The organism is Tsuneonella sp. HG249 (genome assembly GCF_053819205.1).
Genome location: NZ_JBSOQY010000001.1, coordinates 1,871,036 through 1,885,732, shown reverse-complemented (window position 1 = coordinate 1,885,732; position 14,697 = coordinate 1,871,036). Strand labels below are relative to the sequence as shown.

The 14,697-nt window shown below is 64.4% G+C and carries 16 protein-coding genes and 1 other RNA gene; 10 read left to right on the top strand and 7 right to left on the bottom strand.

Annotation, left to right across the window (positions count from 1 at the left end):
• Positions 1-4 precede the first annotated feature (4 nt).
• A complete protein-coding gene (locus tag ACWPM1_RS09535; protein WP_455694596.1) occupies positions 5-925 on the bottom strand; it encodes a cation diffusion facilitator family transporter in 921 nt (306 codons plus the stop codon).
• 4 nt (positions 926-929) lie between these two features.
• Positions 930-1,598 carry a monofunctional biosynthetic peptidoglycan transglycosylase gene (mtgA, locus tag ACWPM1_RS09530; RefSeq protein WP_455694595.1) on the bottom strand — a complete coding sequence of 223 codons (669 nt, stop codon included), beginning with the start codon at positions 1,596-1,598 and terminating at the stop codon, positions 930-932.
• A 123-nt stretch (positions 1,599-1,721) separates the two neighbouring features.
• Here mtgA and ACWPM1_RS09525 point away from each other — a divergent pair, with 123 nt between their 5' ends.
• On the top strand, positions 1,722-2,294 hold the full coding sequence (locus tag ACWPM1_RS09525; protein WP_455694594.1) for a 2OG-Fe(II) oxygenase: 573 nt from the start codon (positions 1,722-1,724) through the stop codon (positions 2,292-2,294).
• Here ACWPM1_RS09525 and ACWPM1_RS09520 read toward each other — a convergent pair.
• The 3 genes from ACWPM1_RS09520 to ACWPM1_RS09510 form a co-directional block, all read right to left on the bottom strand.
• A complete protein-coding gene (locus tag ACWPM1_RS09520) occupies positions 2,291-3,229 on the bottom strand; it encodes a methyltransferase (RefSeq protein ID WP_455694593.1) in 939 nt (312 codons plus the stop codon). The genes ACWPM1_RS09525 and ACWPM1_RS09520 overlap by 4 nt on opposite strands.
• Complete coding sequence (gene rpoH / locus ACWPM1_RS09515) at positions 3,226-4,074, bottom strand: RNA polymerase sigma factor RpoH (RefSeq protein WP_455695154.1); 849 nt, start codon at positions 4,072-4,074, stop codon at positions 3,226-3,228. Before rpoH ends, ACWPM1_RS09520 begins: the two co-directional genes overlap by 4 nt.
• Positions 4,075-4,260: 186 nt before the next feature.
• Positions 4,261-5,205 carry an RluA family pseudouridine synthase gene (locus ACWPM1_RS09510; RefSeq protein WP_455694592.1) on the bottom strand — a complete coding sequence of 315 codons (945 nt, stop codon included), beginning with the start codon at positions 5,203-5,205 and terminating at the stop codon, positions 4,261-4,263.
• A gap of 16 nt (positions 5,206-5,221) precedes the next feature.
• Here ACWPM1_RS09510 and ACWPM1_RS09505 point away from each other — a divergent pair, with 16 nt between their 5' ends.
• From ACWPM1_RS09505 to ACWPM1_RS09485, 5 genes are all read left to right on the top strand, one after another.
• Positions 5,222-5,617: a M67 family metallopeptidase gene (locus ACWPM1_RS09505; RefSeq protein WP_455694591.1), complete on the top strand. Its 396-nt coding sequence runs from the start codon at positions 5,222-5,224 to the stop codon at positions 5,615-5,617.
• Positions 5,618-5,740: 123 nt separating this feature from the next.
• Complete coding sequence (locus ACWPM1_RS09500; protein WP_455694590.1) at positions 5,741-6,385, top strand: histidine phosphotransferase family protein; 645 nt, start codon at positions 5,741-5,743, stop codon at positions 6,383-6,385.
• Positions 6,386-6,388: 3 nt separating this feature from the next.
• Positions 6,389-7,093 (top strand): N-acetylmuramoyl-L-alanine amidase, encoded by a 705-nt coding sequence (locus tag ACWPM1_RS09495; RefSeq protein WP_455694589.1) that lies wholly within the window; start codon positions 6,389-6,391, stop codon positions 7,091-7,093.
• Between the two features lie 6 nt (positions 7,094-7,099).
• Positions 7,100-7,490: RNase P RNA component class A (rnpB, locus tag ACWPM1_RS09490), an RNA gene on the top strand.
• Between the two features lie 100 nt (positions 7,491-7,590).
• Positions 7,591-9,633, top strand: a complete 2,043-nt coding sequence (locus ACWPM1_RS09485; RefSeq protein ID WP_455694588.1) for a S46 family peptidase — start codon at positions 7,591-7,593, stop codon at positions 9,631-9,633.
• 20 nt (positions 9,634-9,653) lie between these two features.
• Here ACWPM1_RS09485 and ACWPM1_RS09480 read toward each other — a convergent pair whose 3' ends face one another.
• Positions 9,654-10,964 (bottom strand): UDP-glucose dehydrogenase family protein, encoded by a 1,311-nt coding sequence (locus ACWPM1_RS09480; RefSeq protein WP_455694587.1) that lies wholly within the window; start codon positions 10,962-10,964, stop codon positions 9,654-9,656.
• Positions 10,961-11,806 carry a metallophosphoesterase family protein gene (locus ACWPM1_RS09475; protein WP_455694586.1) on the bottom strand — a complete coding sequence of 282 codons (846 nt, stop codon included), beginning with the start codon at positions 11,804-11,806 and terminating at the stop codon, positions 10,961-10,963. Before ACWPM1_RS09475 ends, ACWPM1_RS09480 begins: the two co-directional genes overlap by 4 nt.
• A 222-nt stretch (positions 11,807-12,028) precedes the next feature.
• On the opposite strand from ACWPM1_RS09475, the gene ACWPM1_RS09470 reads away from it, so the two are divergent.
• From ACWPM1_RS09470 to ACWPM1_RS09455, 4 genes are all read left to right on the top strand, one after another.
• On the top strand, positions 12,029-12,766 hold the full coding sequence (locus ACWPM1_RS09470; RefSeq protein WP_455694585.1) for a TorF family putative porin: 738 nt from the start codon (positions 12,029-12,031) through the stop codon (positions 12,764-12,766).
• Between the two features lie 192 nt (positions 12,767-12,958).
• Positions 12,959-13,396, top strand: a complete 438-nt coding sequence (locus ACWPM1_RS09465) for a VOC family protein (protein WP_455694584.1) — start codon at positions 12,959-12,961, stop codon at positions 13,394-13,396.
• 94 nt (positions 13,397-13,490) lie between these two features.
• On the top strand, positions 13,491-13,868 hold the full coding sequence (locus ACWPM1_RS09460; protein ID WP_455694583.1) for an AtpZ/AtpI family protein: 378 nt from the start codon (positions 13,491-13,493) through the stop codon (positions 13,866-13,868).
• A gap of 21 nt (positions 13,869-13,889) precedes the next feature.
• The gene (locus tag ACWPM1_RS09455; protein WP_455695153.1) at positions 13,890-14,672 is read left to right on the top strand and encodes a F0F1 ATP synthase subunit A; all 783 of its coding nucleotides are present in this window, start codon (positions 13,890-13,892) and stop codon (positions 14,670-14,672) included.
• The last annotated feature ends 25 nt before the right edge of the window (positions 14,673-14,697 follow it).

Below are 14,697 nucleotides of genomic sequence, written 5' to 3'. Positions count from 1 at the left end.
GTTTCTATCCGTCGCAACCGCCGTGAACGCAAGCGGCGCGCGCGGTCGTCTCGATCTGCACCGTAACGTGGCCGATCGCATGGTGATGACCGAGTTCGTGGTCGATTTGGCGCAGGAACGTGTCTCCGGGATGCCCGCCGGGCATGACGAGATGGACAGTGAGCGCGGCCTCTGTGGTGCTCATAGGCCAGATGTGCAGGTCGTGCACGGCGTCCACGCCGGGGAGCCCCTGCAGATAGGTGCGCACGGCCGCTTCGTCGATGTGCCCGGGCACCGCGTTGAGGCTCAGCTTCACGCTGTCCTTGAGGAGGCCCCAGGTGCCCCAGGCGATCACCAGCACGATGACGAGGCTCGTCGCCGGGTCGATCCACCGCTCGCCGGTCAGGAGGATCAGCCCGCCCGCCACCACTACGCCCAAGCTCACCAGCGCGTCCGCGGTCATGTGCAGAAAGGCCCCGCGAATGTTGAGGTCATGCTCGCGCCCCCGCAGGAAGAGAAGCGCGGTGCCGGTGTTGATGAGAATGCCGATGCCGGCCACGATCATCATCGTGCGCCCCTCGACCGCGGGCGGCGAGGCCATGCGATTCAGCGTCTCGAACGCGATCCCGCCGATCGCCACCAGCAACAACCCGGCGTTGGCGAGCGCGGCCAGTATCGTCGAGCTCTTGAATCCGTAGGTGTAGCGCCCGCCAGCCGGGCGTCTGGCGAGCACACTCGCGCCCCAGGCCAGCGCGAGGCTCAAGACGTCGCTCAGGTTGTGGCCGGCGTCGGCAAGCAGCGCCATCGAGCCCGAGAGGAACCCGGCGACCGCTTCGATTGCCACAAACCCCAAGTTGAGCACGACCCCGATCGCGAACGCCGCGCCGTGGCCTGCCGGCGCGTGCGCGTGGCCGTGCGCATGTTCGTGTGAATGCCCCCCGCTCATTCCGCTATTCGTAAACGCAGGCGTCGAGCCCGTCACGGCGCACTACACCAATTCTGGCGGCAATGGTGTTGCCGTATCGACGGGTGAAGCCGCTGGGGCTCACCACCGGGCGTTCCTTGGGCTGGGGGAGGGCGGCGGCCATGCGCGCAGCCTCGGAACGGGTGAGATGGTCGGCGGAGTGCCTGAAATAGCGCAGCGCCCCTTCCTCGGCGCCGTACGTGCCGATGCCGGTCTCGGCGACGTTGAGGTAGACCTCCATGATCCGCCGCTTGCCCCAGATATTCTCGACCAGGAAGGTGAACCACGCTTCGAAGCCCTTGCGGATATAGCCGCCGCCCTGCCACAGAAAGACGTTCTTGGCCGTCTGCTGGCTGATGGTCGAGCCGCCGCGGATCCGCCCGCCCTGCATGTTGCGCTTGAGGGCGGTCTCGATCGCTTGGCGATCGAAGCCGTCGTGCGTGCAAAACTTGCCGTCCTCGGCCGCGATGACCGCCGAGACGAGGTTGCGATCGATGCTCGACAGCGGCTCCCAGTTTCGCGTCATGCCGTGCTTGTCGAGCAACATTGTCGCGGTGAACGGCACCGGCACGAACTTGAAGATGAGCACCAGCGCCAGGCTTAGTACGATGAAGCCGACGACGACCTTGGCGAGCAACCTGGAAATACGGACCATCGGCCCGAGCGCTAGGCATTCGCGAGCGGCTCGGCAAGCCAAGCGCATCCTCGACATCGAAGATCATACACCTTAATTTTGGGGCTGACGCCTTCGCCAACGCGCCGTTCTGCCGGAGATCAAATGCTCGATACCGTATCAGTGCGCCAGGATCCCCACGGCATAGAGGTGATCGAAGGCATCTTCGAGCCCGAGTTATGCAGTTGGCTCCTGAAGGAGGCGCGCCGGCTCTTCTTCAGCGGTCTCGGATTCAGGGCATCCAGCGCGCGGTGGGATCGGCGCGTTGTGGAAGATAGCACGCCCGTCCAGATTCACGACCTGCCGGATAATCCGGGACTGAAGTTGATCGAGCGGCTTCGCAACCGCGGCTTCCTGCGCCCCGGAGCGGCGCACGCCATGCTCTACGCCTGGGAGCACGGGAGCTATATCCCCTGGCATGACGACGGTCACCATGGGGGCGGCGCGGTCACGGTCTATTTGAACGATCGTTGGGACTCCGCATGGGGCGGCCATTTCCTGTACCGCATGCCGGACGGGACAGTAGGTGCCCCCGTCGTTCCGAGCTTCAACCGAGGCGTGAGCAACGGCTCGTCGCTTGCCCATAGTACGACCCGGGTCGAGCCTGCGGCCCCCGAGCCGCGCTTCACGTTGCAAGTCTTCTCCAAGGGCGACGTTCAGCCGGCCGAGCCTGTCTAGCGCGGCGCGGTGAAGACCGCGGCGACTACGGCGATGCGGTCCGCCGCGCGATAAGCCGGCTTGGCCAGCTCTTCGCCGAACACGTCGGGATCGAGTTCGCGGTAGGCGAGCTCGCAAGCTTGCTCCTGTGCCAGTTCGAAAAGCGCAATCCCCAGCGCGTCGTGTCCATCGACGATGGCCGATCCGGTGTAGAGGATCAGCCGCCCGCCGGGATTGAGCCGTGGCAGCGCTGACTGCGCCATCTGCAGCGAAAGCTCGCCGCCGATCATTCCCCCGCCGTCGCGATAGGCTCGCGCGCCGTCGTCGGCCATGTAGGGTGGGTTGGCGAGGATGACGTCGAAACGCTCGTCCACCGGTTCCAGGGTGGCTCCAAGCGCGACTTCGAGCGCAACGCCGGCGTGAGCCGCATTGAGCCGGGAGAACCGCAGCGCCAGCGGGTTGATATCGGTGCCGACGATCCGGGCGGCCGGGCAACAGTCGGCTGCGGTGATGGCTCCGACGCCGGCGCCGGTTCCGATATCGACAACGCTTCGAACCCCCGCCGACCGCCCTCCCAACTCATCCCTGATCAGGCGGGCGAACCGGTAGCTGTCGGGGCCGAAGAACACAGCGTCCTCCGCGACGGTAGGAAACCCCGAGTGCAGGTAGAGGCGACTGCCGAGCGAGGACACGCGCACCGTTGCCCGCCATTTGCCCCCGGCCGCAGGAGCGAGCGCGTCGGCCCGCTCCAGCAGCTCGACGATTTCCGAATCGATCTCCGCAGGGTCGAACGGAAGGTTCCAGCCGAGCACGCCCGCAAGGTCGCGCGCCGGGCCGCGTTCGGGCCGAGCGATTACCCTGGCGTGCGTGAGCGGTGTCGGCGTGACGAACGCGTAGCCGCGCCTTGCAAGCGCGGCCAGTAGTTCCCCGAGAGCCGCGTCGGCGGCGCTGTTCACCCCGCGGCGGGTGCCGGCAGCAGCCGCTCGGTAGCGATGCGCTGCATCGCTTTCTGCAGCTTCTCGAAGGCGCGCACCTCGATCTGGCGGATGCGCTCGCGGCTGACATCGTAGACCTGGCTGAGCTCTTCCAGGGTTTGCGGATCGTCGGTCAGCCGCCGCTCGGTGAGAATGTGCTTCTCCCGCTCGTTCAGGCTGTCCATCGCCTCGACCAGCATCTCGTGGCGGAGAGTCGCCTCCTGTGCCTCGGCGGTCGTCTCGTCCTGCAAGGGACGGTCGTCCTTCAGCCAGTCCTGCCATTCGCCCGAGCCTTCCTCGGCGCCGCGCATGGTGACGTTGAGCGAGCCATCGCCGCCCATCATCATCCGGCGGTTCATGTTGATCACTTCCTGCTCGGGCACGCCGAGGTCGGTCGCGATCTTGGTCACGTCATCGGGATGAAGGTCCGCATCCTCGTAGGCTTCGAGTTCTTTCTTCATCCGCCGCAGGTTGAAGAACAGCTTCTTCTGCGCCGCGGTGGTGCCCATCTTCACGAGCGACCACGAGCGGAGGATGAATTCCTGGATCGACGCCTTGATCCACCACATCGCGTAAGTCGCGAGGCGGAAGCCGCGATCGGGTTCGAACTTCTTGACGCCCTGCATCAGACCGACGTTGCCTTCGGAGATGAGGTCGCTGACCGGCAGGCCGTAGCCGCGATAGCCCATGGCGATCTTCGCCACGAGCCGCAGGTGGCTGGTGACGAGCTGCGCCGCGGCATCGGGATCTTCGTGCTCGGCGTAACGCTTGGCGAGCATGTATTCCTGCTCGGGCGTCAGGATGGGGAATTTCTTGATCTCGGCCAGATAGCGGTTGAGACTCTGCTCACCGTTGAGGGCCGGGACCGCTACTTTCTTGGAATTACTCACTTTACCCTGACCTTCCTGCGTCGCCCTCGTTTATCAGGACCCCTGATGGGCATCCGTCGCTCGGGGCACGCTTCACTGTATATAGTGGATTAGCATTGCCGATTGCAGTGCATTTCGTCGATTTCAATTAGCTATCCGGTCGATAAGTTCCGCCATATCGGCGGGCAGTTCCGCGGCAAAGCCGAGGCGTTCGCCGCTGACCGGATGAACGAATCCGAGGCTGGCCGCATGGAGCGCCTGGCGGCCAAAGTCGAGTTCCTTGAGGAGGGCGCGCAGCGGAGCGGGATCGCGTCCATAAGCAGGGTCTCCCAATAGCGGATGACCGATTGACGCAAGGTGAACTCGCACCTGGTGGGTGCGCCCCGTCTCCAGGCGGCACTCGATGAGCGCGGCGTGATCAAGCGGGCGGACCGTGCGATAGTGGGTCACCGCGTGCTTGCCGCGTGACGCTGTGTCGGCGATCACGGCCATCTTCTTGCGGTTGCTGTCCGAACGGCCGAGACGCGCCGCTATCGTCCCTTCGGCAGGGCGGGGGTGTCCGGCACAGACGGCAAGATAGCTCCGCTCGATCGAATGATCCGCGAACTGCCTCGCGAGGCCCTCGTGCGCCGCGTCGCTCTTGGCGACCACCAGAAGGCCGGAAGTGTCCTTGTCGATGCGGTGGACGATCCCGGGTCGCAGCGTGCCATTGATGCCCGACAGGCGCCCTGCACAATGGTGCAGCAGCGCATTGACCAGCGTCCCGTCGAGATTGCCCGCGGCGGGGTGGACGACCAAGCCGGCGGGCTTGTCGACGACGATCAAGTGCTCGTCCTCAAACACTATCGCGAGCGGAATGTCCTGCGCCTGGGCGTCCATCGGCGCGGACGGGGGCAGGGCGATCGAGTAAGCTTCGCCGCCCGCCGTTTTGGCAGAGCCGCTGGTAACCGTGCGGCCGGCTACGGTGACGGCACCGCCGCCGATGAGCGCCTTGACCCGTTCGCGCGATAGCCCGCTGGCTTCGGCGAGTAATTTATCGAGCCGGCCCGAGCCGGGCAACGTGCCGCTGATGATCTCCCCGCCCCCCATGCTATGGAGATGGGCGATGAACGTGGAACTCTCAAGCATGCTGATCGAGCAGTTGCTGGCCGCAGCGAAGGAAGCCCACCCGTTCGAAGCATGCGGGCTGTTGACGGGGGAGGGCGACCGGATCGACACCATCCAACTCTGCCGCAACGTCCACCGGGACCGCGCTCGCCATTTCGAGATCGACCCGCGGGACCTGGTCGAAGCTTACCGCGCCGCGCGAGAGGGTGGTCCGCAGGTGCTCGGCTATTGGCACTCGCACCCGCTCGGGCCACCCCGCCCAAGCGCGACCGATCGCGCACATGCCACGGGGGACGGCAGAGTGTGGGCGATTGTCGGCGAAGGGAAGGTGGGTTGGTGGCGCGACGCCCCGGGCGGCTTCGAACCACTTTCCTACATTGTGCATCACGGCTAGTGCACCGCGATGCACAAGCCCGGCCTTTCTCGCGCGCACGTTAAACCGGCCTGCGAGCCGGGAAATATTCGATCCCTAGAACAGTGTGCCAACTGTGCCATCTTCAGGAAAACCTTTAGCTAAATGAACGAAACCGAAAGCCTCGAACTCGCCGCGATGCTCTGCTCGCGCCTGTGTCATGACTTGCTGTCGCCCGTTGGCGCGTTGACCAACGGGCTCGAGTTACTTGCCGACGAGCGCGATCCCGATATGCGCCAGCGCTGCCTGGAGCTGCTCGAACAGAGTGCGCGGACGAGCGCCGACAAGCTCAAGTTCTTCCGCCTCGCGTTCGGCGCTGCCGGCGGCTTCGGCGAGAGCGTGCCGGTCGATGAAGCGCGTAAGGTGACCGAGGCGCTGGTGGGCGATGCCAAGCGGGTGGAGCTCAACTGGGCATTGACCGCCGACCGCCTACCCAAGGGCGCGGTGAAGGTGCTGCTCAACTTCGCCCAAATGGGCCTGGACGCGCTGGTTCGCGGGGGCACGCTCGATGTGGGCGCCGAAAGCCGGAACGGGGCGAGCGAGATCGTGGTACGTGCCGCCGGGCCGCGCATTGCGTTCGACGAGACGATCGGCCGCGCGCTCGAGAACCGGCTCGATCCCGGCGAGCTATCCAGCCGCACCGCCGCTGCGCATATGCTCGCGCTGGTTGCCAGGCAGGCGGGCGGCGGGCTGCAGTACATGCTGTCGGACGATGCGCTGGTGCTCGGCGCGGTTCTGCCCGAGGCCTAGCGCTTGGACGAACTCGTCCACCGCTGCGTTCCGTCGCCCAATTGGGACGAGCGTGGGCTGCCGATCTCCATGGTGGTCCTGCACTACACCGAGATGAAGAGCGCGGACGAGGCGCTGGCGCGGCTGACCGATCCCGAGGCCAAGGTGAGCGCGCATTACCTGATCAGCGAGGCGGGCGAGGTGATCCGGCTGGTCGACGAGGACAAGCGCGCCTGGCACGCGGGGCAAAGCTACTGGCGAGGCCATCCCGACGTGAATTCGGCGAGCATCGGCATCGAACTCGACCATCCCGGTCATGCGTTCGGATATCGCGACTTCGCCGATGCCCAGTTCGAAGCGCTGGTCCCCCTGCTGGCGCGGATCGTGCAGCAGTATGGCATCCCGCGCGCCAACGTCGTCGGTCATTCCGACGTCGCGCCGGCGCGCAAGATCGACCCCGGCGAGCTGTTTCCGTGGGACCGGCTCGCGCGCTACCGCTTGTGCCTTCCGCGGCCCGACAACCTCGAAGCGGGCGATCCGTTCGACAACGACGCCTCGTTCTACCTCGCTCTCGAGCGGTTCGGCTACGACGTGACCGAGGGCCATAAGGCCGTCGAAGCGTTCCAGCGCCGCTGGCGTCCCGAGAAGATCGACGGGCAGATCGACGGCCAGATACGGGCGATCCTGTTCCGCCTGCTCTTGGATCGCGACAAGGGACGCGCTAGATAGCGCTCGCCAGGGGGCCGGGCAGCCGCGTGCGCCGCAAGGCGTTCGAGGAAAGTCCGGGCTCCACGAAACAAGGGTGGCGGGTAACGCCCGCCGTGGGCAACCATAGGGAAAGTGCCACAGAGAGTAGACCGCCTGCCACGGCAGGTAAGGCTGAAAGGGTGCGGTAAGAGCGCACCGGGGCTCTGGTAACAGCGCTCGCACGGCAAACCCCACCCGGAGCAAGGCCAAATAGGGGCCTCGCGCCCGCAAGGGCAGGGACGTTTCGTCCCGAGAGGTCCGGGTTGGCTGCTGGAGCCTCGCGGCAACGCAAGGCCTAGATGAATGGCTGCCCCCGAGCGGCTGGTCCTTCGGGATACCGCCCTCGGGACAGAACCCGGCTTACAGGCCCCCTGGCAAAGTTTCGCGGAATCTGGGTTGACCCGGAACTCCGATCTTCCCACCGACTTCCCTTTATGACGCGCTCTTCGAGAGGCGCGAAACAAGGGGACGAACCGCAAATGATCAAACGCACCTTGCTGCTGACTGCAGCCGCCACCGCAGTCGCCGCTTCGCCGGCCTCCGCCGACGAAGGCATGTGGACCATCGACGGTTTCCCGGCCGAGAAGATGCGCGCAGACTACGGTTGGGCGCCCGACCAAGCCTGGCTCAACCGTGTGCAGAATGGCGCGGTGCGGCTTACGGGCGGTTGCTCGGCGAGCTTCGTTTCGCCCAACGGCCTGATCCTGACGAACCACCACTGCGTGGCCAGCTGTCTGTTCGACAATTCGAACGAAGCGACCGACTACCTCGACAAGGGGTTCGTCGCGGCCCGCCGCGATATGGAGCTGAAGTGCCCCGGCCAACAGGCCGAGGTGGTGACCGCCATCTCGGACGTAACGTCGCAGGTGAAGGGCGTGTTCGGCACGCTCACCGGCGAGGCGCTGACCAAGGCGCGCGATGCCAAGATCGCCGAGCTCGAAAAGGCAGGTTGCACCGACACCGCCAAGACCCGCTGTCAGGTCGTGACCCTGTTCGGTGGCGGCCAATACAAGCTCTACACCTATCGCAAGTACTCGGACGTGCGCCTCGCGTGGGCCCCCGAAGATCGCGCGGCAACATTCGGCGGAGACCCCGACAACTTCAACTTCCCGCGCTACTCGATGGATGCAAGTTTCCTGCGCGCTTACGAGAATGGCCAGCCCGTTTCGACGCCAAACCACCTGAAATGGAATCCGCGACCTCCCAAGGAAGGCGAGGCGACATTCGTGGTCGGCAATCCGGGTTCGACGGCCCGGCTCAACACGAGCAGCCAGCTCGCCTTCCAACGCGAAGTCGCGCTGCCAATCACCCTCGCAACATACTCGGAGCTACGCGGTCGGCTCATCCGCGCCATGCAGGAGAATCCGGCGCGCGAACGAGAGGGTCTCGATACGCTCAACGGTATTGAGAACAGCCTCAAGGTCTACATCGGTCGGGTGAAGGCGCTCGGCGATCCCGCCTTTACGGGGAAGCTGGCGGCCGCCGAGGCTGACTTGCGGGCAAGAAGCGCAAACAACCCGGCGATTGGCGATCCGTGGACTACGGTTGATTCCGCGGTCAGCGCCTATCGCTCGCTGTACCTGCCCTACCGTTTCACCCAACCCTCGAGCGATTTGCTGGGATATGCCCAGACGCTCGTGTTCGCGGCGCAGGAGCGCGGCAAGCCGAACGGCGAGCGCCTGCCCGGCTATACGGACAGCAGCTTGCCGCTGACCGAGAAGACCCTGCTCGACGAACGGCCCATCTATCCATGGCTGGACCAACTGACCCTGGAATGGAGCCTGTCGAAGGCGCGCGAATACCTCGGTGCGGATGATCCCGACACCAAGCTGCTGCTCGGCAAGGCAAGTCCGGAGGGTCTCGCCCAGTCGCTGGTATCGGGCACCAAGCTCGCCGACCCTGCCGTGCGCAAGGCGCTGTGGGACGGAGGGATCAAGGCGATCCGGGCGTCCGAAGACCCGATGATCGTCTATGCCCTGCGGCTGGCGGACCGGCAGCGCGAACTCAAGCAGCAAGTCGATGCCGCCTACACCGGCCCCTTGGCGCTCGCCGGCAGCAAGCTGTCAGACGCCCGCTTTGCGGCGTTCGGCGACTCTGTCTACCCCGACGCGACGTTCACGCTGCGCATCAGCTACGGTAAGGTGGCGGGCTGGACCGAGCGCGGCAACAAGGTGCCGTATCAGACCACGCTTGGCGGAACATTCGAGCGTGCGACCGGCAACGAGCCCTATGATGCGCCCTCGGCGTTCATCGCCAACAAGGCGAAGATCAACCCGGCTACGACGTACGACTTCGTCACTACGAACGACATTATCGGCGGCAATTCCGGGTCTCCCGTCATCGATCGAGCGGGCACCGTGATCGGCGCGGCGTTCGACGGCAACATCCACTCGCTGGGTGGCAACTACGGGTACGATGGCACTCTCAACCGGACTGTGGTGGTCTCGGCCGACGCGGTGCAGGAGGCGCTCGAAAAGATCTATCCAGCACCGGCTTTGGTGAAAGAGCTGGCTACCAAATGATCGAGCGCGGGGCGGGGCGCTTAGCCCCGCCCGATGCTTGCGTACGTGAAGCCTGCCGCGCGGACGACCTCGGGCCGGTAGATATTGCGCAAATCGACCAGCACGGGCGCGTTGGCGAGTTCCTTCACTCGGCCAAGGTCGAGGGCGCGGAACTCGTCCCATTCGGTGACGATCGCGACCGCGTCGGCGCCCTCGATCGCCTCATAGGGGCTCGCGCACATCCGGACGTCCGGCATCATCGGTTTGGCGAGGTCCATGCCTTCCGGGTCGTAGGCCGATACCTCAACACCCGCGTCGGTCAGCGCCTGTGCGACCGCGATAGCCGGGCTATCGCGCATATCGTCGGTGTTTGGTTTGAACGTCAGGCCGAGCAGTGCAACCTTCTTGCCCCGGGCCGCCTCGCTGCCCCCCAATGCTTCGAGCACCTTGCGCCCCATGGCCCGCTTGCGTGTCTCGTTGACCTTCACGACCGCTTCGACGATCCGGACCGGGCTGTCGTAATCTTCGGCCGTCTTGAGCAGCGCCAAGGTATCCTTGGGGAAGCAACTCCCGCCGTAGCCTGGGCCTGCGTGGAGAAATTTGGCGCCGATACGGCCATCCATCCCGATACCCCGGCTCACGTCCTGCACGTTGGCTCCGACCTTTTCGCAGAGATCGGCCATCTCGTTGATGAACGTGATCTTGGTCGCGAGAAATGCGTTGGCGGCGTACTTGATCAGTTCGCTTGAGCGCCGATTGACGAACAGGATCGGCGATTCGTTGAGGAACAGCGGGCGGTAGACTTCGCGCATGACCTCGCGGCCGAATTCGTCCTCCGCGCCGATCACAATGCGATCCGGCCGCTTGAAGTCACCGATGGCCGCTCCCTCGCGGAGAAACTCTGGGTTGGAAACGACCGATACGCGATGGCTGCAGCCGGTGTCGGCGATGATTCGCTCGACTTCGTCGCCTGTGCCGACGGGTACGGTGGACTTGGTAACGACGACCGCATCTTGCGCCAGGCTTTCGCCGACTTCTTTCGCCACCGCATGAACGAACGAAAGGTCGGCATGTCCGTCGCCGCGCCGGCTGGGCGTGCCGACCGCAATGAAGATCGCGCGCGCGCCTTCGATGCCCTCCGCCAGATTGGTCGTGAAGGAAAGCCTGCCGGATTTGACGTTCGCCTCCACGAGCGCGTCCAGTCCGGGCTCGTAAATCGGCATCACTCCGTCCTGCAAGCGATCGATCTTGCTTTGATCTTTGTCGATGCAAATCACGTCGTGCCCGAAATCGGCGAAGCAGGCCCCCGAAACCAGGCCGACATATCCTGATCCGACCATGGCAATTTTCATTCTACTTTGTCCTTCGATTCGATGACAATGCCATCGCTGCTCTCGGCAGTCTGAATGACGCGTCGTCCGGTCCTTTCGAGGACTAACGCGGTCAATTTCCCCGAACGATAGGCGCCGGTGTCTATGCCGATCCGGTTGCTGCGCATTTCGACGCCATCGGTGATCGTATGGCCATGGATGACCATGTGAGAGTGAGGCGCGGCGTGATCGAGAAAAGGATCGCGAATCCATCGCAGGTGGTGCCGAGCCTGCTCCTCCAGCGCCACGTCGGGTACGATGCCGGCGTGCACGAACAGATAGTCTCCGGCCTCGAGGTAATCCTTCGCTTCGGCCAGAAATGCGATGTGCTCGGCAGGCACGGCGGTCCGCATCATCACTTGCAGTTCCTCGAGCGAAGCGCCGTCGTAGTCCTGCCGGGGTATGCCATAGCTCAGAATGGTCTGACGACCGCCGTGGCGAAGAAAGTGCCGCAACACGCCGGTGTCCTCGAAGGAATCGAGGAACATTTCCTCGTGGTTGCCGGCAAGGAGGACCACCGATCGCTCGCGATGCCAACGGATCGCCCGTGTTATGACACCGGCACTATCGGGCCCACGGTCGACCAGGTCTCCAAGCAACACGATGGTGGTGTTTGCAGGACCTGAGGACCGATCGTCAGTCTCGATTGCATCGATGAGCGCTTCGAACAGATCGAGGCGGCCGTGAACGTCGCCAACTACATAAAAGCGCGCGCCCTTCGGCACTGCGTGTGCCGACGGAGGGGGAGCATTCCTAAATAGCTGGCGAAGAGCGTCGAGCACGAGGAGGGTCGCGGTATGTTTGGGGGTGGTGGGTGCGCGCATAGGGTAGGGGGCATTCGGCGGCAACCTGTGAGCGCGTCTGCACGGAAGTTGATGCAGGAAATCAACACTGGCTACGTGTCGTCGCCGTAACGCTATTTTTTTCTTGTGCAGCGCAACATCGCGCGGCAAGAAAGTTTCGCATTTGCCGGAAGGCGGTCCGCATTAATGACGGGCCCCCGGCGTATGCGCAGGTGGGACGAGGCACAAACCAAGGAGTTTGCCATGCTTACGTCCATTCGCGGCGCCTTCGCCGCTTCCGTTATCGCCGCGTCGCTCACGGCCGCACCCGCATTCGGCCAAGAGGAGGAAGCTCCGAGCAGCCTTACAGTTACCGGCAACGTAACCCTCGTATCCGACTACCGTTTCCGCGGGGTCTCGCTATCAGGCGGCGACCCCGCGTTACAGGGTGCGATAACCGTCACGCACGACAGCGGCTTCTATCTCGGCAACTGGGCCTCGTCGATCGACGATGGCGGCACCGACTTCTACGGCGATGTCGAAGTCGACATTTTCGGCGGATGGACCGGCGACGTCAGCGAGGGCGTCGGGCTTGATGTTGGGCTGCTTTATTACGCCTATCCTTCGAACGCCTCAGGCGTCGATGCGGAGTTTTTCGAGCCATACGCCACAGTCATCGGCACGCTCGGCCCAGTTACTGCCAAAGTGGGGGCCAACTATGCCTGGGACCAGAAGGGCATCGCCGACGACAGCCTCTACCTGCGCACCGATCTCAGCGCCGGGATTCCCAATACGCCCGTCTCGCTCAACGCGCACCTCGGGTACACGGATGGGGCATTTTCGTTCGATCCGGACGGGGAGTCGTTCGATTGGTCGCTTGGCGCCACGGCGACGGTGCTTGGGAGCCTCACACTTGGCGTGTCCTATGTGGGCGTAGAAGCTCCATCGGTGAACAACCTGACCGACGATGCGGTCGTGTTCTCGGTAGGTGCCAGCTTCTAGTTCCGGCCGGGGGCGGCCTGGCCGCCCCCGGCACGGCATCTCGAAATAGGCCTGGCTGGCGTCGCGGATCGAGCCACGCTCGTGCCGCTGTCGAGGGCGACTGCCCTGCGGCGGTGCGTACACCCTCGGTTTGCGTGGGAACCAGGAACCGTTCATCTTCGTCAATGAATCGAGTTTGGACGGAGACGGCCCTTGGTCAAATACCTTCACACTATGGTGCGCGTAGCCGACACCGCGGCGACCGTCGGCTTCTTCAAGCTAGTCGGCCTCGAGGAGGTGCGCAGGTTCGAAAGCGAGGCCGGTCGGTTCACCCTGATCTTTCTTGCCGCTCCTGGGCAGGAGGGGCTCGCCGAAGTCGAGCTGACCTACAACTGGCCGCCGGAAGACGGCAGCGCGCCCGAACAATATGGCGGCGGCCGCAACTTCGGTCACCTCGCCTACCGGGTCGACAACATCTACGAGACCTGCCAGCGCCTGATGGACGCGGGGCATACGATCCACCGGCCGCCGCGCGACGGCCACATGGCTTTCGTTAAGTCGCCCGACGGCATTTCGGTAGAATTGCTGCAGGAGGGCAGTCTGCCGCCGCAGGAGCCCTGGGTGAGCATGCCGAATACCGGTAGCTGGTGAAGCGCGGCGCTAGTTTTGCGCGGCCCTGGCGGCCTCGCACGACAAGCCTGGCGCGGCGCGCCCGCACGGTTGACTCGCATGGGAGGCCCCCCTAATGGCGGCGCGTTCGCGGCCGGCCCTGCTGGCCGCACTTCCCTATGAACCCCGTGCGAGGCTGACGCTCTTCGTGGCGAACGATCCCGAAAACGCACCACTCGGTGAGGACCCGGCGCTGGATTCGCTCGAGCAGCGGATCGCATCGGTGCGCCAGGCCGAGGACAAGCGCCTTGGTCTCGACAAGCCGGTAGTCGACGGCCGCAGCCGGGCCATGAGCATCGCTTCGACCATGGTGGGCTACCCGCTGGGCGGCATCGTCATCGGATGGTTCCTCGATGAATTGGCGGGTACCCGGCCGTGGATCATGCTCGGCCTGATGTTTCTCGCCTTCTTCGGCGCCTGCATCCAGGTCGTGCGCCTGAACAAGAACGCCTGACGGCCAGACTTCACAGGATAGATCGTGGCAGCCGAAGCCAAAATGGACCCGATGCACCAGTTCGCCATCGCCCCCATCGGGGGTGATGAACTGCTGGCCTCGCCTTTCCAGTTCACCAATTCCGCGCTGTGGATGATGATCGTCCTCGTGGCGATCCTCGTATTCATGTGGGGCGGCACGCGACGGCAGCTTGTGCCCGGCCGCTGGCAGGCAGCGGTCGAGGGCATGACCGGCTTCGTCGGCGACATCGCGAAGCAGGGCATCGGCCCCGAAGGCCGCAAGTACCTGCCGTGGATCTTCACCGCATTCATGTTCATCCTCGTTTCGAACTGGATGAGCGCGATGCCGGTTGCGGTCATTCCGGGCGTTCACCCATTCGCGGTGACCGGACAGTTCACCGTTACGGGCGTGCTCAGCATTCTGAGCTTCGCGATCGTGCTCGGCGTCGGCTTCTGGAAGCACGGGCTCCACTTTCTCAGCCTGTTCGTGCCCAAGGGCGCGCCGCTTCCGGTCAAAATGTTCGTGGCGCCGATCGAGTTCGTTAGCTTCCTCGTGCGCCCGTTCAGCCTCGGCCTGCGTCCCTTCGTGGCGATGTTCGCGGGCCACGTGCTACTCGAGGTGTTCGGCAATTTCGTCGTGCAGGGCCTCAACGCCGAAAGCGCGCTTGGCTGGGGCATCTCGGCGCTGTGTTTCGTCTTCCTGATCTTCGTAAACGCGTTGGAACTGCTCGTCGGCGGTATCCAGGCTTACGTGTTTGCGCTGCTGACCGCGCTTTACATTAACGACGCGGTCAATCTTCACTGATTTTTCAATCGCTTTTCGAACGGAG

Excerpts from the sequence above, each read along its gene's own strand:
- ACWPM1_RS09525 (WP_455694594.1), top strand. The coding sequence starts at position 1,722 with ATGCTCGATACCGTATCAGTGCGCCAGGATCCCCACGGCATAGAGGTG.
- ACWPM1_RS09500 (WP_455694590.1), top strand. The coding sequence starts at position 5,741 with ATGAACGAAACCGAAAGCCTCGAACTCGCCGCGATGCTCTGCTCGCGC.
- ACWPM1_RS09480 (WP_455694587.1), bottom strand. The coding sequence starts at position 10,964 with ATGAAAATTGCCATGGTCGGATCAGGATATGTCGGCCTGGTTTCGGGG.
- ACWPM1_RS09470 (WP_455694585.1), top strand. The coding sequence starts at position 12,029 with ATGCTTACGTCCATTCGCGGCGCCTTCGCCGCTTCCGTTATCGCCGCG.
- ACWPM1_RS09475 (WP_455694586.1), bottom strand. The coding sequence starts at position 11,806 with ATGCGCGCACCCACCACCCCCAAACATACCGCGACCCTCCTCGTGCTC.
- mtgA (WP_455694595.1), bottom strand. The coding sequence starts at position 1,598 with ATGGTCCGTATTTCCAGGTTGCTCGCCAAGGTCGTCGTCGGCTTCATC.
- ACWPM1_RS09535 (WP_455694596.1), bottom strand. The coding sequence starts at position 925 with ATGAGCGGGGGGCATTCACACGAACATGCGCACGGCCACGCGCACGCG.
- ACWPM1_RS09510 (WP_455694592.1), bottom strand. The coding sequence starts at position 5,205 with ATGGGGGGCGGGGAGATCATCAGCGGCACGTTGCCCGGCTCGGGCCGG.
- ACWPM1_RS09505 (WP_455694591.1), top strand. The coding sequence starts at position 5,222 with ATGAACGTGGAACTCTCAAGCATGCTGATCGAGCAGTTGCTGGCCGCA.
- ACWPM1_RS09485 (WP_455694588.1), top strand. The coding sequence starts at position 7,591 with ATGATCAAACGCACCTTGCTGCTGACTGCAGCCGCCACCGCAGTCGCC.
- ACWPM1_RS09460 (WP_455694583.1), top strand. The coding sequence starts at position 13,491 with ATGGCGGCGCGTTCGCGGCCGGCCCTGCTGGCCGCACTTCCCTATGAA.